The 23,404-nt window shown below is 72.5% G+C and carries 15 protein-coding genes and 1 pseudogene; 13 read left to right on the top strand and 3 right to left on the bottom strand.

The features are described from left to right. Window positions 1-47: 47 nt before the first annotated feature. The 6 genes and pseudogenes from E1264_RS08985 to E1264_RS45185 form a co-directional block, all read left to right on the top strand. The gene (locus E1264_RS08985; RefSeq protein ID WP_132171533.1) at window positions 48-2,174 is read left to right on the top strand and encodes an acyl-CoA dehydrogenase; all 2,127 of its coding nucleotides are present in this window, start codon (window positions 48-50) and stop codon (window positions 2,172-2,174) included. Between the two features lie 72 nt (window positions 2,175-2,246). Continuing rightward, window positions 2,247-3,947 carry a hypothetical protein gene (locus tag E1264_RS08990; protein WP_132171535.1) on the top strand — a complete coding sequence of 567 codons (1,701 nt, stop codon included), beginning with the start codon at window positions 2,247-2,249 and terminating at the stop codon, window positions 3,945-3,947. Further along, window positions 3,947-4,078 carry a hypothetical protein gene (locus E1264_RS45885; RefSeq protein ID WP_279490185.1) on the top strand — a complete coding sequence of 44 codons (132 nt, stop codon included), beginning with the start codon at window positions 3,947-3,949 and terminating at the stop codon, window positions 4,076-4,078. Before E1264_RS08990 ends, E1264_RS45885 begins: the two co-directional genes overlap by 1 nt. A 13-nt stretch (window positions 4,079-4,091) precedes the next feature. After that, window positions 4,092-4,910 (top strand): glycosyltransferase, encoded by an 819-nt coding sequence (locus E1264_RS08995; RefSeq protein ID WP_132171537.1) that lies wholly within the window; start codon window positions 4,092-4,094, stop codon window positions 4,908-4,910. A 32-nt stretch (window positions 4,911-4,942) separates the two neighbouring features. Continuing rightward, window positions 4,943-6,088 carry a glycosyltransferase family 4 protein gene (locus tag E1264_RS09000; RefSeq protein ID WP_243710830.1) on the top strand — a complete coding sequence of 382 codons (1,146 nt, stop codon included), beginning with the start codon at window positions 4,943-4,945 and terminating at the stop codon, window positions 6,086-6,088. Between the two features lie 89 nt (window positions 6,089-6,177). Continuing rightward, window positions 6,178-8,100: pseudogene (locus E1264_RS45185) on the top strand (alpha-(1->3)-arabinofuranosyltransferase family protein); the annotation flags it as partial. Window positions 8,101-10,231: 2,131 nt separating this feature from the next. On the opposite strand, the gene E1264_RS45190 reads toward E1264_RS45185, so the two are convergent. Continuing rightward, on the bottom strand, window positions 10,232-11,467 hold the full coding sequence (locus tag E1264_RS45190; protein WP_132171543.1) for an acyltransferase: 1,236 nt from the start codon (window positions 11,465-11,467) through the stop codon (window positions 10,232-10,234). A 112-nt stretch (window positions 11,468-11,579) separates the two neighbouring features. Here E1264_RS45190 and E1264_RS09015 point away from each other — a divergent pair, with 112 nt between their 5' ends. Both E1264_RS09015 and E1264_RS09020 read left to right on the top strand, forming a co-directional pair. Beyond that, window positions 11,580-12,581, top strand: coding sequence for a DUF3068 domain-containing protein (locus E1264_RS09015; protein ID WP_132171545.1), 1,002 nt, complete (start codon window positions 11,580-11,582; stop codon window positions 12,579-12,581). Between the two features lie 95 nt (window positions 12,582-12,676). Then, window positions 12,677-13,789 (top strand): nitronate monooxygenase, encoded by a 1,113-nt coding sequence (locus E1264_RS09020; protein ID WP_132171547.1) that lies wholly within the window; start codon window positions 12,677-12,679, stop codon window positions 13,787-13,789. 1 nt (window position 13,790) lies between these two features. On the opposite strand, the gene E1264_RS09025 is transcribed toward E1264_RS09020, so the two are convergent. Continuing rightward, complete coding sequence (locus tag E1264_RS09025) at window positions 13,791-16,151, bottom strand: BTAD domain-containing putative transcriptional regulator (protein WP_132171549.1); 2,361 nt, start codon at window positions 16,149-16,151, stop codon at window positions 13,791-13,793. 102 nt (window positions 16,152-16,253) lie between these two features. Here E1264_RS09025 and E1264_RS09030 point away from each other — a divergent pair, with 102 nt between their 5' ends. Continuing rightward, window positions 16,254-17,825 carry an MFS transporter gene (locus E1264_RS09030; RefSeq protein ID WP_132171551.1) on the top strand — a complete coding sequence of 524 codons (1,572 nt, stop codon included), beginning with the start codon at window positions 16,254-16,256 and terminating at the stop codon, window positions 17,823-17,825. On the opposite strand, the gene E1264_RS09035 is transcribed toward E1264_RS09030, so the two are convergent. Continuing rightward, window positions 17,788-18,600 carry a crotonase/enoyl-CoA hydratase family protein gene (locus tag E1264_RS09035; protein WP_132171553.1) on the bottom strand — a complete coding sequence of 271 codons (813 nt, stop codon included), beginning with the start codon at window positions 18,598-18,600 and terminating at the stop codon, window positions 17,788-17,790. The two genes, E1264_RS09030 and E1264_RS09035, sit on opposite strands and share 38 nt — an antisense overlap. Before the next feature lie 123 nt (window positions 18,601-18,723). On the opposite strand from E1264_RS09035, the gene E1264_RS09040 reads away from it, so the two are divergent. The 4 genes from E1264_RS09040 to E1264_RS09055 are packed head-to-tail and all read left to right on the top strand — an operon-like array spanning window position 18,724 to window position 23,389. Then, window positions 18,724-20,283 carry an acyl-CoA synthetase gene (locus tag E1264_RS09040; RefSeq protein WP_132171555.1) on the top strand — a complete coding sequence of 520 codons (1,560 nt, stop codon included), beginning with the start codon at window positions 18,724-18,726 and terminating at the stop codon, window positions 20,281-20,283. Beyond that, on the top strand, window positions 20,273-21,202 hold the full coding sequence (locus E1264_RS09045) for an OB-fold nucleic acid binding domain-containing protein (protein WP_132171557.1): 930 nt from the start codon (window positions 20,273-20,275) through the stop codon (window positions 21,200-21,202). The genes E1264_RS09040 and E1264_RS09045 overlap by 11 nt, the downstream gene beginning before the upstream one ends. Beyond that, window positions 21,202-22,239 (top strand): thiolase domain-containing protein, encoded by a 1,038-nt coding sequence (locus tag E1264_RS09050; RefSeq protein ID WP_132171559.1) that lies wholly within the window; start codon window positions 21,202-21,204, stop codon window positions 22,237-22,239. The genes E1264_RS09045 and E1264_RS09050 overlap by 1 nt, the downstream gene beginning before the upstream one ends. After that, window positions 22,232-23,389, top strand: a complete 1,158-nt coding sequence (locus E1264_RS09055; RefSeq protein WP_132171561.1) for a thiolase domain-containing protein — start codon at window positions 22,232-22,234, stop codon at window positions 23,387-23,389. The genes E1264_RS09050 and E1264_RS09055 overlap by 8 nt, the downstream gene beginning before the upstream one ends. Window positions 23,390-23,404 lie beyond the last annotated feature (15 nt).

Here is a 23,404-nt window from a genome sequence, read left to right on the forward strand (position 1 = left end):
TGACGTTCTAATAGGCTTTGTTCCACTTCGAGGAGAGGTGGGGCGTCATGGCGATCGGGCTGACCGAGGAACACGAGGCGCTGGCGGCGTCCGTGCGCGGGTTCGCCGAGCGGAACATCACGTCGCGGACCGTCCGGGACGCGGACACCGGCTTCTGGCCCGCGCTCGCCGCGCAGGGGCTGCCCGGCCTGCACCTCCCCGAAGGCGCGGGAGGCCAGGGCTTCGGTCTCCTGGAACAGGCGGTCGCGGTGGAGGAGCTCGGCCGCGCGCTGGCGCCCGGGCCGTACACGCCGACCGTCCTGGCGTCCGCGATCCTGCACGCTGCCGGCGCTGAAAAACTGCTGCAGGGCCTGGCGGACGGCTCGCGCAAGGCGGCGGTGGGCTTGTCCGGCAGCCTGGACGTGGACGGCTCCACAGTCTCCGGAACGGTGCAGCCAGTGCTGGGTGCGCCGCTGGCCGACCTCTTCTTGCTTCCGGCCGGTGACCGCTGGGTCGTCCTAGAACGGGACGACGTAACCCCGGGGCCGCTGGAGTCTCTCGACATCACGCGTCCGGTCGGGTCGGTCACGGTCGACGGCGTGGCCGTCGCCGATGAACGCTTCCTCAGCGAAGTGGACGCGCATGCGTTCGCCGTCGTCCTGCTGGGGGCCGAGGCATGCGGCGTCGCAGGACGCGCGCTGGACGACGCCGTCGGCTACGCGAAGCTCCGCGAGCAGTTCGGCCGTCCGATCGGGCAGTTCCAGGGCGTCAAGCACAAGTGCGCCCGGATGCTCATCGCCGTCGAACGCGCCAGGGCGGCCGTGTGGGACGCAGCCCGCGCCCTGGACGAGCCAGAAGAGCAACGCGCCTACGCGGTCGGAGTCGCCGCGACCCTGGCCGCGGACGCCGCCGTCCTCTGCGCGGAAGGCAATATCCAGGTCCACGGCGGTATCGGCTACACCTACGAACACGACGCGCACCTCCTCTACCGGAGGGCGTTGACGCTGCGTGCGCTGCTGGGCCGGGCGAGCAAGCACCGGGCGGACGTCGCCGCGCTCGCCGTCGCGGGCGTCCGGCGGCCCATGAGCGTCGAGCTCGCCGAAGACGCCGAGCCGCTGCGCGAGGAGATCCGCGCCCGCGTCGCGGAGCTGGCCGCGATGGAGCCCCTCGAACAGCGCGCCGCGATGGCGGACGGCGGCTGGGTCACCCCGCACCTGCCGGAACCGTGGGGGCGCGGCGCCGGGCCGCTGGAGCAGGTCGTCGTCCAGCAGGAGCTGAAGGCGGCCGGGGTGCGCCCGGTGCCGCTGATGATCGCGGCGTGGGTCGTCCCGTCGCTGGTCCAGTACGGCACGCCTGAGCAGCAGGAACGGTTCCTGCCGCCGACGCTGCGCGGCGAGACCGTCTGGTGCCAGCTGTTCTCCGAGCCGGGCGCGGGCTCCGACCTCGCCGGGCTCAGGACGCGCGCCGAACGCGCCGAGGGCGGCTGGACGATCACCGGCCAGAAGATCTGGACGTCCCTCGCCCGCGACGCGCACTGGGGCATCTGCATCGCCCGCACCAGCCCCGACCGCCCGAAGCACGACGGCATCACCTATTTCCTGGTGGACATGTCGTCGCCGGGCATCGACATCCGCCCGCTCCGCGAATGCACCGGCGACGCCGTCTTCAACGAGGTGTTCCTGGACGGCGTGTTCGTCCCCGACGACCTCGTCGTCGGACCGGTCGACGCGGGCTGGCGCGTCGCCCGCAACACCCTCGCCAACGAGCGCGTTGGCCTGACCAGCACGTTCCAGCTCGGCGGCGACCTGCCGAAGCTCCTCGACCTCGCCGCCGAGCTGGGCCTGGACGGCGACCCGGTCGTGCGCGACGGCCTCGGGCGGCTCGCCTGCGACGAGCACGCCTTCGCGCTCCTCGGCCTCCGCGCCACCCTCAAGCAGCTCTCCGGGACGGACCCGGGCGCGACGGCGAACGTCCGGAAGCTGGTGGCGATGGAGCACGGCCAGCAGGTCACCGAGTTCGGGTTCACGCTGCTCGGCGAGGGCGGCGCGCTGACCGGCGGCTGGAACGAGCCGCTGCGCGCCCGCTGGACCCGGTACCTCCTCGCGTCCCGCGCCATGACGATCGGCGGCGGCACCACCGAGGTCAACCTGAACGTGATCGGCGAGCGCATCCTGGGGCTGCCGCGTGACCCCTAGCCTGCGCGGTTGCCGGGGGGCGTGGGGGGTCGTCCCCCCACAGGGAACAGGTGAGGTAGCGTCCAGGCGCACATGACGGCGGAGCGGACGCGGCACCTGGTGGCCGCGCTGACCGGGCTGGGGCTCGGGCTGGCGGCGCTGGGGCCGGGGCTCGCGCCCGGTTTCGTGCTGTCCTACGACATGGTGTTCGTGCCCGACCCGGCGTTCACCCGCATGACGTTCGGGCTGACGGGGGTCGTGCCGCGCCACGTCCCGAGCGACGCGTTCGCGACCGCGCTCGGCACCGTCCTCCCGGCGGACCTGGCGCAGAAGCTGATCCTGCTGGCGATCTTCGTGATGGCGTGCGCGGCGGCGGCCTCGCTGGTGCCGTCCCCGCGGCTCCTGCCGCGCCTGGCCGCCGGGGTCTGCTATGCCTGGAACCCGTTCGTCGCGGAGCGGCTGCTGCTCGGCCAGTGGGCCCTCCTTCTCGGCTACGCGGCGCTGCCCTGGGTGGTCGCCGCCGCGTCCCGGCTGGACGAGCCGCGCGGCGGGCGGCGCCTAGTCCTCGCCCTGCTCCCGGCGGCCATAGGCGGCTTCGCCGCCCTTACGATCTCCGCGCTCACGGCGTTGACCGTCGCCCTGGTGACAGGCCGCGCTCGCTACGCCGCCCAGGTGGCCGGAGCCGTCGCGCTGCTGAGCCTTCCGTGGCTGGTGCCGGGTCTGCTCCGGCCCGCCGGGCTCCCGGAGGACGGGACGGCGGCCGTCGACCTGTTCGCCGCTCGCGCGGACACCCCGTTCGGCACGCTCGGGAGCCTGCTCGCGCTCGGCGGCGTGTGGAACGGAGAGACCGTCCCGGCCGGGTACGGGGCGCCGGTGACCGCGACGATCTGGCTGGCCGTGGTCGTGGGTGCGCTCGCCGCCTACTGGAAGTGGTGCCGGGAGCCGGGCTGGCGGCGCGGTGCCGCTGCGGCGGCGGTCGTCGGGTTCGTGGTGGCGGGTATGGGCGCGGTCGCCGCGCCCGTTCTGGAGTGGATGGTCGGGCTGTGGCCTGGGTTCGCGGTCTTCCGGGACGGCCAGCAGTACGTGGCGCCGCTCGCCGTCGTGATCGCGGTGGGGCTCGGCGTGGCCGCCGACCGGGCGGCCGAGGCGCGGTGGACGGGAGCCGCCGCCGGAGCGATCGCCGTGCCGGTGATCCTTCTGCCGACGCTGGCATGGGGCGCGGCGGGTGATTTGCGGGCCGTCCGCTATCCGGATGATTGGGAAAGAGCCCGACAAATCATCCACGCCGACCCGGTCGGCGGGGACGTGCTCGTGCTGCCGTGGGCGTCCTATCGCAGCTACGCGTGGAACCACGGCCGCCGCGTCCTCGATCCGCTGCCGCGGTTCCTGCACCGGCGGGTCGTCGTGAACGACGCCGTCACCGTGGGCGACTTGACCGTCCCTGCCGAAGATCTGCGAGCCGTCGAACTGGGGCCGGACGCGAGGGCCGGTACCCCATCTGCGGCTACGCTGCGTGACGAAGGCATCCGCTATGTTCTGGTGGACGCCGAGATCACCGCGAACCGCCCGTCGGGCCCGGCCGTCGAGGTGCTGCGGGGCCGTGACCTGGCCGTCTACCGGATCGACGGGAGCGGCGCCGGGTCCGGAGACGGGGTTCCGGTCGGGGCCGTAGTGGTTGCCTGGATTGTCACGAGTGGGGTTGTTATCTGGTCAATTCTCCCCTCTGGTATTACTCTGAGCCCTCCGTTACTCGGGAGTATCAACCCCCGCGGTTCAAGACGAAGGACTCCCTGATGCGCATCGTCATCGCAGCCCTGGTCGGCGTCCTGGTGGCCGCCGGAGCATCGTTCGGCACCGTCCAGCTGGTGAACGCCTCGCAGGACGATCCCGTCGTCAAGCCGCTGTACAACTACGGCGCCCGCTGACGTGTAGGCCCTGATGGGCACGTTGCCTGACGGCTCCGCCGTCCTGGAGATCGTCGTTCCCGCCTACAACGAGGCTGGCCGGCTCCCGGCCGGCCTCGGCCTGCTCTGCGCCAAGCTCGCCCGGTTCCCGGTGCGCTCCGAGGTCATCGTCGTCGACAACGCCAGCACCGACGGCACGGACGAGATCGTCCTGTCCTGGGACGCCGGGTCCGTTCCGGTCCGGCTGGTGCGGTGCGCGCGGCGGGGCAAGGGAGCCGCGGTCCGGGCGGGGCTGCTGGCCACGAACGCCCCGTACGTGGGTTTCATGGACGCCGATATGGCAACAGACCTCGCCGCACTGGACGAAGCCATCGTCCTGCTGCGCGAGGGCCGCCCGGTCGTGGTCGGGTCAAGGCGCCACGGTCGGTCGGTCGTCCAGGGGTACTCGCTGCCGGTCAGGCGGCTCGGCGCGATCACGTTCAACCGGGCCGTCCGGGATCTGGCGGGCGGCGTCGCCGACACGCAGTGCGGGTTCAAGTTCTTCGACGGGCCGCTGGCGCGTGCCGCCGCCGCCGACCTGCGCACGGAGGGGTTCTCGTTCGACGTCGAGCTCCTCGCCCACTGCGTCCGGCGGGGAGCGTCCGTGACGGACATCCCGGTGGTGTGGCGTGACCGTCCCGGCTCGACGTTCTCCGTGCGGCGGCACTCCCTGCAATGCCTCCTCGACCTGGCCCGCATCCGCGCCCGCGTGAACCGCACGCCCATCGTCCCCGTCCCCGCGCCCGTGCCGGTGTCCGCGTTGCCCCCGGTGCCGATGACCGGCCCGGTGGCGCCGACCGTCAAGCCGGGATGAGCGCGAGCCCTGCGGACCCCGAGGGAAATCCCGTGCCCCTTCGGCTGGCCGTCGTCAACTGGCGGGATCCCTGGCATCCCGCCGCGGGCGGGGCCGAACGCTACGCCTGGGAGATCGCGCGCAGACTGGCCGCTGAAGGGGCCCGCGTTCACTACGTGACGTGCAGGGCGCGCGGGCAGGGACGCAGGGAACGGGTCGAGGACGTCGATTTCGTGCGGCTCGGCGGCCGGTTCACCGTGTATCCGCTCGTCCTGCTGTGGATGCTGGCGCGCCGGTTCCGGCGGGGCGGTTCGTTCGACGCGGTCGTCGACTGCCAGAACGGCATCCCGTTCTTCACACCCTGGGTGCTGCCTCGCCGTGTGCCGGTGTTCTGCGTCGTCCACCATGTGCACGACGCCCAGTTCGGCTTGTATTTCCCGGCATGGCTGGCCTGGGTCGGACGGTTTCTAGAGGGCCCGGTGAGCCGCTGGACGTACCGGCGTCATGCGCTCGTGGTCGTCTCGCCGTCCACCCTGTGCGCCGTAAGGGAACGGCTCGCCTGGACGGGTCCCACCTATGTCGTGCCCAACGGCGCAGTGGTCGCAGACCCCACCGGCGTGGTGCCGGAACCCGCCGGCAGCCCGGATCTGGTGTGCGTGACACGGCTCGTCCCTCACAAGCGCCTGGACCTGCTGCTCGACGTCGCGCAGCGGCTCGCGGAGAGCCGCCCTGACCTGAAGCTCCACGTCATCGGTGAAGGGCCAGAGGCACCCGCGTTGAGATCCGGGATCGCCGCGCGGGGCCTGGACGGTGTCGTCGTCGCGCACGGATACGTGGACGAGGAGACCAAGGCGGCCCTGGTCGCCCGCGCCGACCTGCATCTGAGCACGTCCCAGGGCGAAGGGTGGGGGCTGAGCGTGATCGAGGCCGCCGCGCTCGGCGTCCCGACCGTGGCGTCCGACGTCGACGGGCTGCGCGACGCCGTCCGCGACGAGATCACCGGCTGGCTCGTCCACGCCGGCGAGGACCACGCCGACGTGGTCGAACGGGCGCTCAAGGAACTGGACGACCCGGACCGCCGCGACGAGGTCGCCGCCGCCTGCCGCGCCTGGGCGGGCGAGTTCGACTGGGCGCGCTCGGCCGCCCGGATGCGCGACCTCGTCACCGCCGCCGTCCGCGACCGCCGCGGACGCCGGTGAAGGAGACCATGGCGGACGGCTCCGGCACGCACGCGGTCGAGCGGCTGGGGGAACGGCTGCGGGACGGGCTGCGCGTCCTCGCCTGCTGCATGACGCTGACCGCGCTCGCGTTCGGCACGCGTCCCGGTGCGATCCTCGCCGACACCAAGATCGACATGGCGGTGAACCCGCTCGGTTTCCTCGGCCGGGCGCTGCACCTGTGGGACCCGGAGCAGTTCGGCCAGCTCCAGAACCAGGCCGTCGGCTACCTGTTCCCGATGGGCCCGTTCTTCGCGCTCGGCGACCTGATCGGGATGCCCGCGTGGATCACGCAGCGATTCTGGCTGTCGCTGCTGATGTGCCTGGCCTTCACCGGCATGTGGCGGCTGGCCGGACGGCTCGGTGTCGGCCGCCCGTGGACGCGCCTGTTCGCGGCGATGGCCTACGCGCTCGCCCCGAACGGGCTGGCGACGCTCGGGCAGATCTCGTCGGAGTACCTGCCGGTCGCGATGCTGCCGTGGATCGTCCTGCCGCTGGTCGGCGCGGTGATGGGGGACACCGGGCGGATCCGGGCGGCGGCCCGCTCGGGGCTGGCGATCGCGTGCTGCGGCGGCATCAACGCGACCGCGACCGTCGCCGTCCTGGTCGTCCCGGTCGTGTACGTCGTGACGCGCCCGCGCGGCTCGTTCCGGGTGCGGACGCTGGCGTGGTGGTCGGCCGCGGCGGGAGCGGCGGCGGCATGGTGGCTCGTCCCGCTGCTGCTCACCGGGACCTACGGGTTCTCCTGGCTGACCTACACCGAGAAGGCGGAGACGACGACCGGCCCGACCGGCCTGATCAACGTGCTGCGCGGCGCCGAACGCTGGGTCAACTACCTGATCGTGGACGGGCAGGTGTGGTGGCCGGTCGGGCACGCCCTGTCCGTCAACCCGGTGCCGATCATCTGCACCGGTGTGGTCGCGGCGCTCGGCCTCGCGGGCCTGCTCGGCGGACGGCGGCTCCCGGAGCGGACGTTCCTGCTGCTCACGCTGCTGGCCGGGCTGGCGATCGTCTCCCTGGGGCACATCAGCGACATCCCCGGCCCGTTCGCCGCGCAGCTGCGCGACCTGCTGAACGGACCGCTCGCGCCGATCCGGAACCTGCACAAGTTCGACGCGGTCGTCCGGCTGCCGCTGGCGCTCGGCCTGGCGCACCTGCTCGGCACGGTCACCCGCCCGGCGCTCGGCGGGTCGGTGAGAGCGCTGGTCAGCCTGCCCGTGGCCGCCGCCGTGGCGATCGGCGGCATCGGCGCCACGGCCGCCTCGCACGGGCTCTCCGGGCCGGGCGAGTTCAGGGAGGTGCCCGGGTACTGGCGGGACGCGGCGTCGTGGATCAACGCGCGCGCCGGGCGGCAGGGCGTGCTCGCCGTCCCCGGCGCGCCGTTCGGCGAATACCTGTGGGGCCGTCCGATGGACGACATCGTCCAGCCGCTGCTGACCGCGCGGTGGGGCGTCCGGCAGCTCGTCCCGGCCGGATCGCCCGGATACACCAGGGCGCTGGACGCCATCGACCAGCAGGTCAGATCGGGCCAGAGGTCGCCGGGGCTGAGCGCGTTCCTCGGCCGGATGGGCGTCCGGTACCTGCTGGTCCGCAACGATCTGCGGCGGGAGACGCTGCGCGGCGCCTGGCCCGCCCGCCTCCACCAGGCGCTGGCCGGCTCGCCCGGCCTGAGCATGGTCGCCTCGTTCGGCGAGCCGGTGGGCGGCGACGCGGACGACGCCGTGTCGGCCGTCGACCAGAAGCGCCCCGCGCTGGAGGTGTACGAGGTCGAGGGCGCGGCGGGCGTCGCGAGCCTCGCGGACGCGACCGGCCCCGTCCGCGTGTACGGCGGGCCGGAGTCGCTGCTCGCCATGGCCGACGACGGCGCCCTGCCCGCCGGTCCCGTCCTCCTGGACGACGACGCCGCCGACCTCAGGGGCACCCCCGTCGTGACCGATTCGCCCCGGCTGCTCCGCCGCAACTTCGGCGAGCTGCACCAGACCTCCCCGACGCTGAGCGCCGCGCGCCGCGCCGAGGCGTCCGACGTCCTGGACGAACGCTGGAAGCGGTACGCCACCCACGTCACCTACGGCGGGGGCGTCCGCGACGTCACGGCGTCCACGTCGGCGGCCGGTGACGACGTGGTGCCGCTGCTCCGCGAGCCGGGCGCGACCCCGTTCGCCGCGTTCGACGGCAACCCGTTCACCGCCTGGGAGACCGGCGGCTGGCGGGGCCCGGTCGGGGAGTGGCTGCGCGTCGACTTCGACGGCCCCCGGGACGTGCGGGGCCTGACCGCCGCGTTCGCCGGGGACCCCTCGAACGGCCCGCCCGTCTCGCGCGTCGCGGTCGAGACCGAGCGCGGGAGACTCGAACAGGACGTCCAGAAGACGGCCGCGGTCCAGCCGCTCCGCGCGCCCGCAGGCCCGACGCGCTGGCTGCGGCTGCGCATCACTCACCTGGCGTCCAAGCCCGTCCTTCCGGATCTGGCGAAGGCGGCGGTGGCGGAGGTGTCGATCAGCGGCGTGACCCCCACGCGCACGTACACGCTCCCCGCGCCCGCCGCCGTCGACGGCCCGGCCACCTATGTGATGAGCCGGACGCCCGGCGCGACGGACGCGTGCATGAAGGGCAGCCGCCGCTGGGTGTGCCGGCCTTCCCTCGGCTCCTCCGACGAGGAAGGCCCCGGGTTCGACCGGACGTTCACGTCCGCCACGTCCACCAAGGCGCCCGTGACGGGGACGGCGACCCTGACCAGCCGCCCGCTGATCGAGCGGTTCACGGCCGTGCGGGGCCAGCCGTCCGTCACGGCGAGCTCGACGCTGTCCGGCCATCCGGCCGACCAGGCGAGGTCGGGTTTCGACGGCGATCCGGCGACGTCCTGGATCGCGGGGCAGGACGACCCGTCGCCGAAGTACAGCGTCCGGTGGAACGGGCGCAAGCGCCTGTCGGCGATCACGGTGCAGCGCCCGCCCGGCGCGGCGGGCCCGGTCCGGATCCGGGTAACGGGCGCGGGCGGCGCGACGCGCGAGGGGATGACCGACGACCGGGGCAGGCTGTCGTTCGCCCCGATGATCACCGACCGGCTGACGCTCACCCTCTTCCGGGGGAGCCGCGTCCAGCCGATCCAGGTGTCCGACCTCGTCATCCCCGGTGTGAAACCGATGCCGGACGTGCGGACGTTCCCGCTCCGCCTGGCCTGCGGCTTCGGGCCGAGGCTCCGGATCGGGACGGCCGAGGTCCCGGCGAGGGCCGAGGGCACGTTCGGCGACCTGCTCGCGGGCGACCCGCTCCGCTTCACCGCCTGCACGCCCGCGGCACTGCGACCCGGCGAGAACCGCCTCACGTCCGCGCCCTTCGACCCGTACCGCATCGACACGGTGACCGTCGGCGCCAAGCCGGGAGCGCGGAACACCCCCGCCACCCGACCTCAGCCGGTGAAGGTGACCAGCTGGAACGCAAGCTCCCGGAAACTGAAGGTGGACGCCTCGGCGACCTCGTTCCTCACCGTGAACGAGAACTTCAACACCGGCTGGCGCGCCACGATCGCCGGGACCGAGCTGCGCCCCGTCCGGCTGGACGGATGGAAGCAGGGCTGGATCGTCCCGGCGGGGACCAGCGGCAACGTCGAGCTGACGTACCTGCCCGACAGGGCGCAGCGCGTCGCCGTGATCGCGGGACTGAGCCTGCTCCTCGTCCTACTCCTCGTAGCCGTCCGCCCCCGAAAACCGAGAACACGGGAAGAACGCCGCAGTCCCGCCCCCGGAAAGGGCTGGCCCGCGTGGGCGGCGATCGGGCTGGCCGCCGCGCTGGGCGGATGGGTTGCCGGGGCGCCCGGCCTGGCCGTGACCGCCACCGTCGCGGTCATCTCCACCTGGGCGCGCACCCGCCCGTCGTCCTTCACCGCCCGCACGATCGCGTCCCCCTGGACGGCCGCCACCGCGATGCTCGCCGGGACGGCCTGCCTGGCCGCCGGGGCATGGCTGGACGCGATCGGCAACCCGTCCGCGCCGTCCGGGCTCCTGGGCGACATCGCCCCGCAGCTCCTCGGGCTGGCCGTCGCCGGACGCATCGCGGCGGAGCTGTGGCACCCCAAGCCGTCCGCCACCGGCCCCGCCGACTCCGCCGGCTCCGGCGGGGGGATCGCGGTCAGCTGGACCGCGCCGGAGCCGGAACCGGAACCGGAACCGGACGAGGACGGCCGCGGCCACCCCGCCGAGCCACCCGCTGGCACGGCCGTTCCACCAGGTAGTAGCTCAGCGTCGCCGCTGCGATGGTCGCCGCCGCCATCAGCGGAAGATCCGTCGCGACATTCCCCCGGAAGCCGCGGTCCATCGCCTCGTACCAGCTGACGATGATCAGCGACTGCCACAGGAACAGGCCGTAGGAGATCCGGCCGAGGAACCGCATCACCCGGTTCCCGAGCACCGCGCCGAAGACCGGGTGGTCCGGCGGGGCGAGCGCCACCGGGGCGACCAGCGCCGCCGCGCACAGCCCGTGCACCACCATGTGGAGCGCGGACGTCCAGAACGAGTCCGAGTACTGGAGGCCGATCGGGCCGGTCGCGGGGGTGGCCGACACCACGAACAGCATCGCCGCCGCGACCCAGCACGCCGCCCACGAGTCGGACACGACCCGGCACATCGCCGCGACGGGACCGCGCTCGTCCAGCCGCGCCCAGACCGTCACCACCGCGAGGGCCATCCCGACCGCGAACCAGACGAAGAACCGCGGAAGCCACAGCCCCATCTGCGAGTGCCACTCCGGCACGAACATGAACACCGTGTAGACGAGCGAGATCCCCGCATAAGCCCCAAGGCCCGCCAGCAACCGCCTGGCCCGCACACCGACGTCATCGCTGCGGGCCCGCCGCGCCCACCAGGACAGCACGGCCGCCGTGAACGGCAGCGCGACGTACCACGCGACCTCGACCACCAGGCTCCACAGCTGCCCGAGATGCGCCGGACCCAGGCCGCTGATCCACCACGGGTCGGGCACGTAGGTCTGCGTGAGCGTGAGCAGTGAGCCCCATGTGAGCGGGTCGTCGATGTGGTCCCGTCCTGCCGTGAGCATGAAGACCACGACCACGACCCACAGCGCGGGCATGATGCGGAAGAAGCGCTTCCACAGATACTCGCCGACACGCGGCGCGGGCCGCTCACCCAACACGGCCGCCGCCCAAGGCCGGTAGAGCAGAAGCCCCGACAGGATGAAGAAGATGGGCACGCCCACCTGGCCGCCGTTGAACAGCCACCGCGCCCCGGCCGGATTGCTGATGGAACCCGCCGCGCTCGCCACGTGGAACACCAGCACACCCAGCGCCGCGACCGCCCGCACCCCGTCCAGCGCGTGCTGGCGCCCGGAAATCTGCGGCGCCGCGGACATGACCACCTCGCATTCGGGACGGTGACGCGGATCTTACCGGCCGGTATGCGAAACGGTAAGGTGCCGGACACGGTCCCGCCGGTCGGTCGGCGGCGGCCCCCCGGAGGTGTGCATGCGGCGACAGGCCGGCCTGATCCTGATCGGCGTGGGGGCCTTCTTCCTCGCGCTCGCACCGCTGGTCCGCTTCTACGTGTCCGACCGGGTCATCGTGGCGCCGCCGAACCGCTACGAGGTGACGCGGCTGGAGTCGAAGGACTCCACGTACTTCGACCAGGCCCGGCTCAAGCTGAGGACGGGCGTCACGCTGCTGGCCAAGAACACGGTGCGCGGCGACGTCCGGGCGAACGGGAACGACAGCGGCATCGCGGTCTGGGACTCCACCACCAACCTCTACGACACCGCCGTCCCGGACAAGCCCATCGAGATCCAGAGCTACCGGATCGCCTTCGACCGGAAGACGTCCCGGCTGGTCAACTGCTGCGGCTCCCACGTCGACGGCAACGCCGCCGTGCGGATGTCGGGGTACGGGCTGCTGTTCCCCACGGCGAACGTCGACAAGCGCGACTACCCCTTCTACGACATGACGACCAGGCAGACGGTGCCGATGCGGTTCAACGCCGTCGAGAAGGTCCGCGGCCTCACCGCGTACCGCTTCACGCAGGCCGTCCCCCTGACCAAGACCGAGGCGATCGACGTCAGGATGCCCGCCAGGATGCTGGGCCTCCCGCCGGGAACCGCGGACCAGAAGGTCGACCGCTACGCCGAGGCCTACAACACCGTCTGGGTGGACCCGCGCACCGGCATCCCCGTCAAGCACCGCAAGAACGTCCGCAGCACCCTCCGCACCCCGGACGGCAAGGGCTCGATGATCATCGCGCAGGCGGACCTCGTCACCGTCGGCAAGGACCAGCAGAAGCTGGTCGACACCGCCAACGGCAAGGCGCTGCAGATCGACGCCGTCCGCACCTACATCCCCGGCGCCGCGATCCTCATCGGCCTGGCCCTCCTCGCCGCCGGCGCCTACACGGCCCTCACCCGCACCGGCGACTCGCCGCCTCCGGCGCCCCCGCGCCGCCCCGACGGCAAGTTCGGCGACACACCCCCGCCCGACTGATACCTGTTCTAGGCAGACCCCGGAAGTAACACAACGACGCCTTTTGCAACTAGAACCTGTTGCAGTTTTCTCGGACCCGACCTAGGGTCGGGGATGTGCGGACACGAGTCACCGAACTATTCGGCATCGAGTACCCGATCTTCGCGTTCAGTCATTGCCGCGACGTGGTCGCGGCGGTGAGCCGCGCCGGCGGCATGGGCGTCCTCGGCGCCCTGCACTTCACCCCCGAGGAACTCGAACTCGAGCTCAAGTGGATCGACGAGCACGTCGGCGGCAGGCCCTACGGCGTGGACGTGGTCATGCCCGCCAAGTACGAGGGCGCCGACCTGGGCGACGCCGAGGAGCTGCTCGGCAAGCTCCAGAGCATGATCCCCGCCGAGCACAAGAAGTTCCTGGAAGACCTCCTCGCCGAGCACGGCGTCGACCCGCCCACCGAGAAAGCGGGCAAGGCCCTCCTGGGCTGGACGGACGTCACAGCCCGCCCCCAGGTCGAAGTGGCCCTCAAACACCCGATCGCCCTCCTCGCGAACGCACTCGGCCCGCCCCCGGCGGACGTCGTCGAAGAGGCGCACCGCCACGGCGTCAAGGTCGCGGGCCTCGCGTCCAACGCCCGGCACGCCCGCAAGCAGGTGGACGTCGGCGTCGACATCATCGTCGCGCAGGGCACCGAAGCGGGCGGCCACACCGGCGACGTCGCCACCATGGTCCTGATCCCCGAGGTCGTGGACGCCGTGGGCGCCGACACGATCGTCCTGGCCGCCGGTGGCATCGGACGCGGCCGCCAGATGGCCGCGGGCATGGCCCTGGGCGCGGACGGCGTCTGGACGGGCTCGATCTGGCTCACGGTGGACGAGGCCGACACCCCGGAACGCGCCCTCCCGAAACTCCTCAGCGCCACGTCCCGCGACACCGTCCGCTCCCGCGCCTGGACGGGCAAACCGGCCCGCTTCCTCAAGACCGCCTGGACGGAGGCCTGGGAGAGCGAGAAGTCCCCGGGCTACCTCCCGATGCCCATGCAGTTCATGCTGATCGCCGACGCCCTGCCCCGCATAGCCCGCTCCGGCGACGGCGAACTGGTCACCTTCCCGGTAGGCCAGATCGTCGGCTCCATGAACCAGGTCAAACCGGCCGCCCAGGTCGTCTACGACCTGATCGAGGAATACGTGGAAGCGATAGACCGCCTGAACACCATCACCACCGCGGACTGAGTCACTCGGCCTTGAGGAGGTCGGCGGTGGCCTGTTCCGGGGCCAGGGTGCGGCCCGACTGGAAGGCGGTGGTGAACGCGCCGCCGGTGAGCATGGTGCGGGCCGCCGTGAGGATGCGGACGCCGTCCGGTGTCTCGATGGGGCGGATGGTCGCCGCGGTGCCGAGCAGGCGTGCGGCGCGATCGCCGTGTCCGGCCAGGATCTGCGCGCCTGCGAGGCCCTCCAGCGCGGTGGCCGTGGCGGTGGCGTCGTTGGCGAGGCGTGCGGCGGTCAGCCTGTCCAGGTGGTGGGCGGTGGCGGCCTCGGCCAGGGCCTCGCCCAGCCAGAGGCTCGTGTGCTTGGTCCGGCCGCGTTCGATGCGGTACCAGGCGAGCGCCGCCGTCAGGCGCAGCGCGAGTTTCGTGTTCTGGCGGCGTCCCGCGCTCTCCAGGGAGCGGCGCAGGTTGGCGGTCTCGGCGTCCAGCCGGGCCAGCCAGTGTTGGCGGGCGGGGCCGGTGCGGTACTCCTCGGCGCATTCGGCTAGGAGGACGTAGTACTCGTCGCGACGTTGTTCGGTGTCGTCTTGTTCGCCTGCTTCCTCCAGGCGCTCCTCGGCGTAGGCCGCTACCGACTCTAGGAGGCGGTAGCGGACGCCGCCGGGGCCGTCCGATGCCATGACCAGCGAGCCGTCCACCAGCCGGACGATCACGTCCATGACCTCGGCGGCGTCCACGCCGTCGCCCGCGCAGGTCTGCTCGGCCGCTTCCAGCGTGCAGCCGCCCGGGTGCGCGGACAGGCGGCGCAGGACGGCCCGTTCGGTGCCGTCGAGCGGCTCCCAGCTCCAGTCGATGGCGGCGCGGAGCGTGCGCTGCCGCCACGGCGCGTCGCGGTGGGGTGACCGCAGCAGCCGGAAGCGGTCGTCCAGGCGCGCGGCCAGCGTCTCGGTGCCCAGGGCGCGGACGCGGGCCGCCGCCAGTTCCAGCGCCAGCGGGATGCCGTCCAGGCGGCGGCAGATCGCGGCCACGGCCGCGGAGTTCGTGGGGTCGAGGGTGAAACCGGGCGCGGCGGCCGCCGCGCGGGTAGTGAACAACTGGACCGAGGCTGTGTTGGCCAAGGTGGCGGGGTCGTTCTCGGCCGGGTGTGGGACATCCAGCGGCTGGACGGCGTACAGCCGTTCGCCGGGGACGCCGAGCGGCTCCCGTCCGGTGGCGAGGATGCGCAGTTCCGGGCCTGATCTCAGGAGCTGGGCGGCCAGTTCGGCCACGGGGTCGGCCACGTGCTCGCAGTTGTCCAGGACGAGGAGGGCCCGGCGGTCGCCGAGCCGTTCCGCCGTGGCGTCGGGGGAGTCCTGACGCAGGCCCACGACCTCGGCGACGACCTCCGCGACCTTGTCCGCCGAGACGGTTCCGCGAGGCAGTTCGGCAAGCTCGATCAGGAAGACGCCGTCCGGGTGAGTGTCGCGGAGCCGTCGCGCCGCCTCCAGGGCCAGGGTGGTCTTGCCTACCCCGCCCGGGCCGGTCAGCGTCATCAGCCTGGTCTGCTTTATGCGCGAGACGACCTCGTCCAGTGTGGTGGAGCGGCCGATCAGGTCGGTCAGGGGTACCGGCAGGTTCGACCGTGGGAGCGGTGCGGGGGCGGGCGCCTGCAAGCCCGGGTCCTGTCTGAGGATCGCCTGGTGCAGGCCGGCCAGTTCGGGGCCCGGGTCGAGGCCCATCTCGTCGCGCAGGCGGTCGCGCAGGCGGCGGTGGTGATCCAGGGCCTCGTGCTGGCGTCCCGACCGGTAGAGGGCCAGCATCAGCGCGGCGGCCACACGTTCGCGCAGCGGGTGCCGGTCGGCCAGATCGGTCAGCTCGGCGACCAGGGCGTGATGCTCGCCCAGTGCCAGCCGGGCCTCTGCCAGCTCTTCCAGCGCGGTCAGGCGTTGCTCGTCCAGGCGGGCCGCCGGGCCCCGGGCGAAGTCCTCGTCGGCGAAATCCGCGAAGGGCGTGCCGCGCCAGAGGGTGAGGGCGTTGGTGAGCAGCGACGCTTTGGCGGCGGGGTCGGTGGTGCCGTGCGCGCGGGCGAGGTCCGCCTGGAAGCTCCGGGCGTCGACATTCTCGGACGCGAGCACGTAGCCGGGTGGTCGTGATCGGACGAGGGCGCGGCCGCCGTCCTCCACGTCCAGGGCCCGGCGCAGTTGGGACACCTTCGCGCGCAGCGCGGCGGCGGGGTCGGCCGGCGGCTCGTCGCCCCACAGGTCCTGGATCAGGCGGCCGGACGACACCGGGCGCCCGCCCGCGGCCAGCAGCGCCGACAGCAGCAGGCGCACCTTCAGCTCTGGGACCGGAACCGGGCGTCCGTCGTCGGTCAGGACCTCCAGCGGGCCCAGCACCCCGAAGCGCATGGCCCCACCGTAGCCGGACCATAACCCGGTCCGAACCCCTCCATAACGTCCTGGCCGCACGGTGGACGCACAGGTTTCGATCATTGAAGAGAGGCGACCGCCATGTCGACCATCGAATCCACCGCCGGCGCGGCACGAGCCGGAACACGGGAATGGGCCGGGCTGGCCGTGCTCGCCCTTGCCACCCTGCTGCTCGCCCTGGACGCCACCGCGCTGTTCCTCGCCCTCCCGCACCTCACCGCGGACCTGCGCCCAGGCCCCACCGAGATGCTCTGGATCATGGACGCCTACGGCTTCATGATCGCGGGCTTCCTGGTCACGATGGGCGCGCTCGGCGACCGGATCGGCCGCCGGCGGCTGCTGATGATCGGGGCGGTGGCGTTCGCCGGCGCGTCCGTGCTGGCCGCCTACTCCGCCAGTCCGGGCATGCTGATCGCGGCGCGGGTGCTGCTGGGCGTCACCGGCGCCTCGCTCATGCCCTCCGCGCTCGCCCTGATCACCGTCATGTTCCAGGACGCGCGGCAGCGCGCGATGGCGATCGGGGTGTTCACCGCGTGCTTCATGGGCGGCGGCACGCTCGGCCCGGTCATCAGCGGCGCGCTGCTGGAGCGCTTCTGGTGGGGCTCGCTGTTCCTCATCGGCGTGCCCGTCATGGTCGTCCTGCTCGTCGCCGCGCCGCTGCTGCTGCCCGAGTCCCGCGGCACCGAGTCGGGACGGCTCGACCTTCCCAGCGTGCCGCTGTTCCTGGCCACCGCCCTGCCCGCCGTCTACGCCCTCAAAGAGGTGGCGAAGGACCCCGCGCGCCCGTGGGCGTACGGCGCGGCGGCGGTCGCGGTCGTGTTCGGGGTCCTGTTCGTCCGGCGCCAGCGCGCCCTGGCCGACCCGCTGCTGGACCTGCGCCTGCTGCGCAGCCGGACGTTCAGCGCCGCACTGGTGATCCTGCTGGCGGGAATGGTCATCCAGGGCGGGCTCTACCTGTTCATCAGCCAGTACCTGCAGATGATCGAGGGACTGTCGCCGCTGCGCGCGGGGCTGTGGCTCGCCGTGCCCGCGCTGGCGCTGGTCGTGGGCTCGCTCCTGGCCCCGATCGTCGCCCGCCGCGTGCGGCCCGGCACGATCATCGCGGCCGGGCTGGTCCCGGCGGCGGGCGGGTTCCTGACGGCCGCCTGGGCCGGCGACACCCTCGTCCTGATGATCGGGGTCACGGTCGGCTTCCTCGGCATGTCCCCGCTCGGGGCCCTCGGCATCTCGCTCGTCGCCGGGTCCGCCCCGCCGGAGCGGGCCGGGGCCGCGTCCGCGATGGCCGAGACGTCCGGCGAGTTCGGCATCGCCTTCGGGGTGGCCTCCCTGGGCAGCCTCGGCACCGCCGTGTTCAGCGCCGCGATCTCGGTGCCGGAGGGCGTCCCGCCGTCCGCGCGGGACTCGATCGGCGACGCCGCCACCGCCGCCGGGGAGCTTCCGCCCGCCTCCGCGGCCGCCTTCCTGGAGAGCGCGCGCGACGCGTTCCTCACCGGCTTCGGCGTCGTCGGGACGGTCAGCGCGGTCCTGCTCATCGGCCTCGCCGTGCTGTCCGCGTGGCTGCTGCGCGGGCTGCGGCCCATCGGCGCCGAAGCCGGGCCTCCGGCGGAGAGCGAGGTCATTCGCCCCGGTAAACCGGTGGACGCTTCTCCTTGAAGGCGCGGGAGCCCTCCTTCGCGTCCTCCGAGCCGATGACCGGCCAGCCGATCTCGTCGGAGACCTTGAAGGCGTCCTCCTCGGACAGGTGCTCGGTCTCGCGGTAGGTGCGCAGGATCCCCTGGACGGCGAGCGGCCCGCACGCGGCGACCTGGTCGGCCAGCGCGCGGGCCGCGGCGAGCGCCGTGCCGTCCGGGACGACCTTGTTGATCAGTCCCATGGCGAGGGCCTCCCGCGGGGTCACCGAACGGGCGGTGAGCAGGATGTCCATCGCGTTGGCGTAGCCGATCTGGCGAGGGAGCCGGATCGCGGAGCCGCCCATCGGGAACAGGCCGCGCTTCGCCTCGTAGAGGCCGAGCGTCGCGCCCTCGGCGACGACGCGCAGGTCGGTGCCGACGAGAAGCTCGGTTCCTCCGGCGACCGCGTAGCCCTCGATGGCGCAGATCAGCGGCTTGGTCGGCCGGCCCTCGCGTAGCAGCCCCTTCCAGTGGAAGTTGGGAATCCGCGCCATCCGCTCCTGGACGCGGGGGTCGGACGGCTGCTGCCCCATGGCCTTCAGATCGGCGCCGGCGCAGAAGGTCCCTTCGGCTCCGGTGAGGATGCCGACGCGGACCTCCGGGGTCTCGGACATGTACGCCCACGCCTCGGCGAGGCCCACCAGCATGGCGGAGCTGAGCGCGTTGCGCGCCTCCGGGCGGTTCATCGTGACGACGACGACATGGCCGTCGCGCTCGATGGTGCAGTGCTCGGTGCTGATCGGCAGCCGTTCCGCCATGGTCCCTCCAGCGTCAAGGAAATGAGAACAGATTCTAGTTAAGGTCTCGCCTTGCTGGTAGGGGTTGATATGGAAAACGAGAACGTGATCTACTTTGGGCTCCGGACGGCGGAGGGAGAGCCGATGGGGTCGTTGGGGTTTTGGCGGCTGGCGCAGGCCGATCCCGGGTGGATCGCGTCGGTCGATCCGGACGGGACGGAGCACACCGCGGGCGACCTGCTGACCCGCGCGAACCGGCTCGTCCACGGGCTTCGGGCGCTCGGGCTGGAGAAGGGCGACGGGATCTGCGGGCTCGTCCCGAACGGGTCCGAGGGGCTCGTGCTGTATCTGGCGGCGCTGCAGGCCGGGTGGTACTACACGCCGGTCAACTGGCATCTGACCGGCCCGGAGATCGGCTACATCGTCGCCGACAGCGAGGCGAAGGCGTTCTTCGTCCACGAGCGGTACGCGGCCGAGGGCGCGCGGGCCGGCGAGGCGATCGAGGCGCGGCGGCGGTTCGCGTTCGGGAGCGTCGACGGGTTCCGCGCGTACGAGGAACTGGTCGAGGGGCAGCCGGACACGCTGCCGGGCGATCGGACCAACGGCGCGACGATGCACTACACGTCCGGGACGACCGGGCGCCCGAAAGGCGTCAGGCGGGCGCTGATGGGCATCGACCCCGACGACAGCGCCGAGCTGCTGGCGTTCCTGCTCGGCATGTTCGGCATCGAGCCGGGACGTCCGGCGGGCGGCGCGCAGCAGGCGCATCTGATCACCTCGCCGAACTACCACACGGCCGTCACCCAGTTCGGCGGCACCGCCCTGCACATGGGGCACACGCTCGTCTACATGGACAGGTGGGACGCCGAAGAGACCCTGAGGCTGATCCAGGAGCACCGCGTCAGCAACACCCACATGGTGCCGACGCACTTCAAGCGGCTGCTGGCGCTGCCCGAGGACGTCCGGGCACGGTACGACGTGTCGAGCATGAAGCACGCGATCCACGCGGCGGCGCCGTGCCCGGTGCCCCTCAAGCAGCAGATGCTCGACTGGTGGGGCGACTGCATCTGGGAGTACTACGCGGCGACCGAGGGCGGCGGGACGATCGCCAGCCCCGCCGACTGGCGCGCCCACCCCGGGACGGTCGGGAACGCGTGGCCGATCAGCGAGCTGCTCATCGTGGACGACGACGGCGAGCCCGTCCCGCCAGGGACGCACGGCACGATCTACATGAAGATGGGTGGCCTCGAGTTCGAGTACAAGGGCGATCAGGAGAAGACGGAGAAGAGCCGTTTGAAGGACTTCTTCACCGTCGGCGACATCGGCTACCTGACCGAGGACGGGTTCCTGTTCCTGTCCGACCGCAAGTCCGACCTGATCATCTCGGGCGGGGCGAACATCTATCCGGCCGAGATCGAGAACGAGATCATCCTGCATCCGAAGGTCGCGGACGTGGCCGTGTTCGGCATCCCGGACGAGGAGTGGGGCGAGCAGATCAAGGCCGTCGTCGAGCCCGCCGAGGGCGTCGAGCCGGGCCCGGCGCTGGTGGAGGAGATCCTCGCGTCGCTGGAGGGCCGGCTCGCGAAGATGAAGTGGCCGAGGTCCATCGACTTCATCGAGACGATGCCGCGCGAGCCCAACGGGAAGCTCCTCAAGCGCAAGCTCAGAGCCCCGTACTGGAAGGACCGCGCCAGTGCGATCTGAGCCGAACCACGTCCTGGAGTTCCCCGGCGGCTACACGCGCTCGGTCGGGCCGATCATCGGACGGTTCCTCAGCGAGCTGCGCGACGGGCGGCTGGTCGGCGTCCGCACGGCGGACGGGCGGGTGCTCGTCCCGCCGTCCGAGCACGACCCTGAAACGGGCGAGGACGTGACGGGCGAGTTCGTCGGCGTCGGCCCGGCAGGGACGGTCACGACGTGGTCCTGGGTGCCGCGCCCGGCGAAGGAGCACCCGCTCGACCGCCCGTTCGCGTGGGCGCTGATCCGTCCGGACGGCGCCGACACGGCCCTGCTGCACGCGCTCGACCTGGGCGTCTTCGAGGAGGGCGCGCAGCCGCCGAAGTTCCTCAAGACCGGGATGCGCGTCCGGCCCCGGTGGCGGGCGGAGCGCACCGGCGGGATCGGCGACATCGAGTGCTTCCAGCCCGAGGTCACCCTGATCAGCGCGCCGACGCGGCTGGAGTACGACCTGCGCGGCGGCAGGGCGCTGCGGCGCTTCCTCGAAGGCATCGCGGAGGGCCGCATCCTCGGGCACCGGTGCCCGGTGTGCGAGCAGGTCATCGTCCCGATGAAGGGCCTGTGCCCGCGCGACGGCGTCCCGACGGCGCAGGAGGTGGAGCTGCCCGACACCGGCACGGTCACCACCTTCGCCGTCAACAACATCCCCGACCCGCGCGCCCCCGAGGTGCCGTTCGTGTCCGCGTACGTGCTGCTGGACGGCGCCGGGCTCACGATGCTCACGCTCGTCGCGGGCGTCCCGGCGGACCAGGTCCGGATGGGCATGCGCGTCAAGGCGGCCTGGCGCCCCCGCGAGGAATGGGACCACAGCATGAACAACATCAAGTGGTTCGAGCCCATCGACGAGCCCGACGTCCCCTTCGACGAGATCAAGGACTACCTGTGATGCGCGAGATCGCCGTGGTCGCGTTCGCGCAGACCCGGCACAGCGGCGAGGACGAGGGGCTCGCGGAGATCGAGATGCTCGCCCCCGTCATCACCGAGATCAAGGAGCGGACGGGCCTGGCGCGGTTCGGCTTCACCTGCTCCGGGTCGTGCGACTACCTCGCGGGCGCGCCGTTCGCGTTCGTGTCGGCGCTGGACGCGATCGGCGCCTGGCCGCCGATCTCCGAGAGCCATGTCGAGATGGACGCGGCCTGGGCCCTTTACGAGGCGTGGGTGAAACTGCTGCACGGCGACATCGACACCGCGCTCGTGTACGGGTTCGGGAAGTCGTCCCAGGGGAACCTGCGCGCGATCCTCACCCAGCAGCTCGACCCGTACCATCTGGCGCCGCTCGGCATCGACGCGGTGTCGCTGGCCGCGCTCCAGGCCCGCGCCTACATGGAACGGACGGGCGCGAAGGAGGACGACCTGCGCGCCGTCGCGGCCCGCTCGCGCGCGTCCGGCCGCGGCAACCCGTACGCGCTCCACCTGGAGGAACCCGGCGAAGAGGAGTACGACGTCGCGCCGCTGCGCCCGTACGACGTCGCGCCCATCACGGACGGCGCCGCCGCGATCGTCCTGGCCGCCGGGGACAAGGCGCGGGAGCTGTGCGAACGTCCAGCGTGGATCGCGGGCATCGACCACCGCGGCGAGCCGCACGCGCCCGGCGTCCGCGACCTGACCCGCTCGGAGGCGACGCGCGTCGCAGGCGAGAAGGCGGGCGCGGCGGGCGTCGAGGTCGCCGAGCTGCACGCCCAGTTCAGCCACGAGGAGCTGATCCTGCGCGAGGCGTTGGGCCTGGGTGATGGTGTGACGGTCAACCCGTCCGGCGGCGCATTGTCGGCCAATCCCATGATGGCGGCCGGGCTGATCCGGATCGGTGAGGCCGCGGCGCGCATCCACGACGGGACGGCGTCCCGGACGCTGGGGCACGCGTCGTCCGGTCCCTGCCTCCAGCAGAACCTGGTGTGCGTCCTCTCGGGAGAGAACGATGGGTAACCGCTGCGCGATCATCGGCGTCGGGCAGACCGCGTACCGGACCCGGCGGCTGGACGTCTCGATGCCCGGCCTGCTCCGCGAGGCGGCCCGCCGGGCGCTCGACGACGCCGGGCTGACCTGGAAGGACATCGACGCCGTCGTCGTCGGCAAGGCCCCCGACCTGTTCGAGGGCGTGATGATGCCGGAGACGTTCCTCGCGGACGCGCTCGGCGCCGCCGGGAAGCCGCTCATGCGCGTGCACACGGCCGGGTCGGTCGGCGGGTCCACGGCGATCGTCGCGGCGGGGTTGATCCAGGGCGGCGTGCACGAGCGCGTCCTCACGGTGGCGTGGGAGAAGCAGTCGGAGTCGAACGCGACGTGGGCGCTGACGGTGAACTCGCCGTTCACGACGTCGCTGGTCGTGGGCGCGGGCGGCTACTTCGCCCCGCACATCCGCGCGTACATGCGCCGCGCGGGCGCCCCCGGCCACATCGGCACGCTCGTCGCCGTGAAGGACCGGCAGAACGCGCTGCGGAACGAGTACGCGCACCTGAAGATCCCCGGCATCTCCCGCGAGATGGTCGAGTCGACGCCGATGCTGTGGGAGCCGATCCGCTACCTGGAGACCTGCCCGTCGTCGGACGGCGCCTGCGCGATGGTCCTGGCCTCGGAGGACGCGGCCAAACGGGCGCCGTCCCGCCCGGCCTGGGTGCACGGCACGTCGATGCGCTCCGAGCCGATGATGTTCGCCGGTCGCGACTCCGTCAGCCCGCAGGGCGGCAAGGACGCGGCGGCGGACGTGTACCGCCAGGCCGGGATCACCGACCCGCGCAGCGAGCTCGACTGCGCGGAGGTGTACGTCCCGTTCTCCTGGTACGAGCCGATGTGGCTGGAGAACCTCGGGTTCTGCGGCGAGAACGAGGGCTGGAAGCTCACCGAGGCGGGCGCGACGGCGATGGACGGCGACATCCCGTGGAACCCGTCCGGCGGGGTGCTGTCGTCCAACCCGATCGGCGCGTCCGGGATGATCCGGTTCGCGGAGGCGGCGCTACAGGTGCGCGGTCAGGCGGGCGAGCACCAGGTGGACGGGGCGCGCCGCGCGCTCGGCCACGCCTACGGCGGCGGCGCCCAGTTCTTCGCGATGTGGGTCGTCGGCAGCGACAAACCCTGATTCCTTGGTAGAGGC

It is taken from the genome of Actinomadura sp. KC216, from assembly GCF_004348535.1.
GTDB lineage: Bacteria > Actinomycetota > Actinomycetes > Streptosporangiales > Streptosporangiaceae > Spirillospora.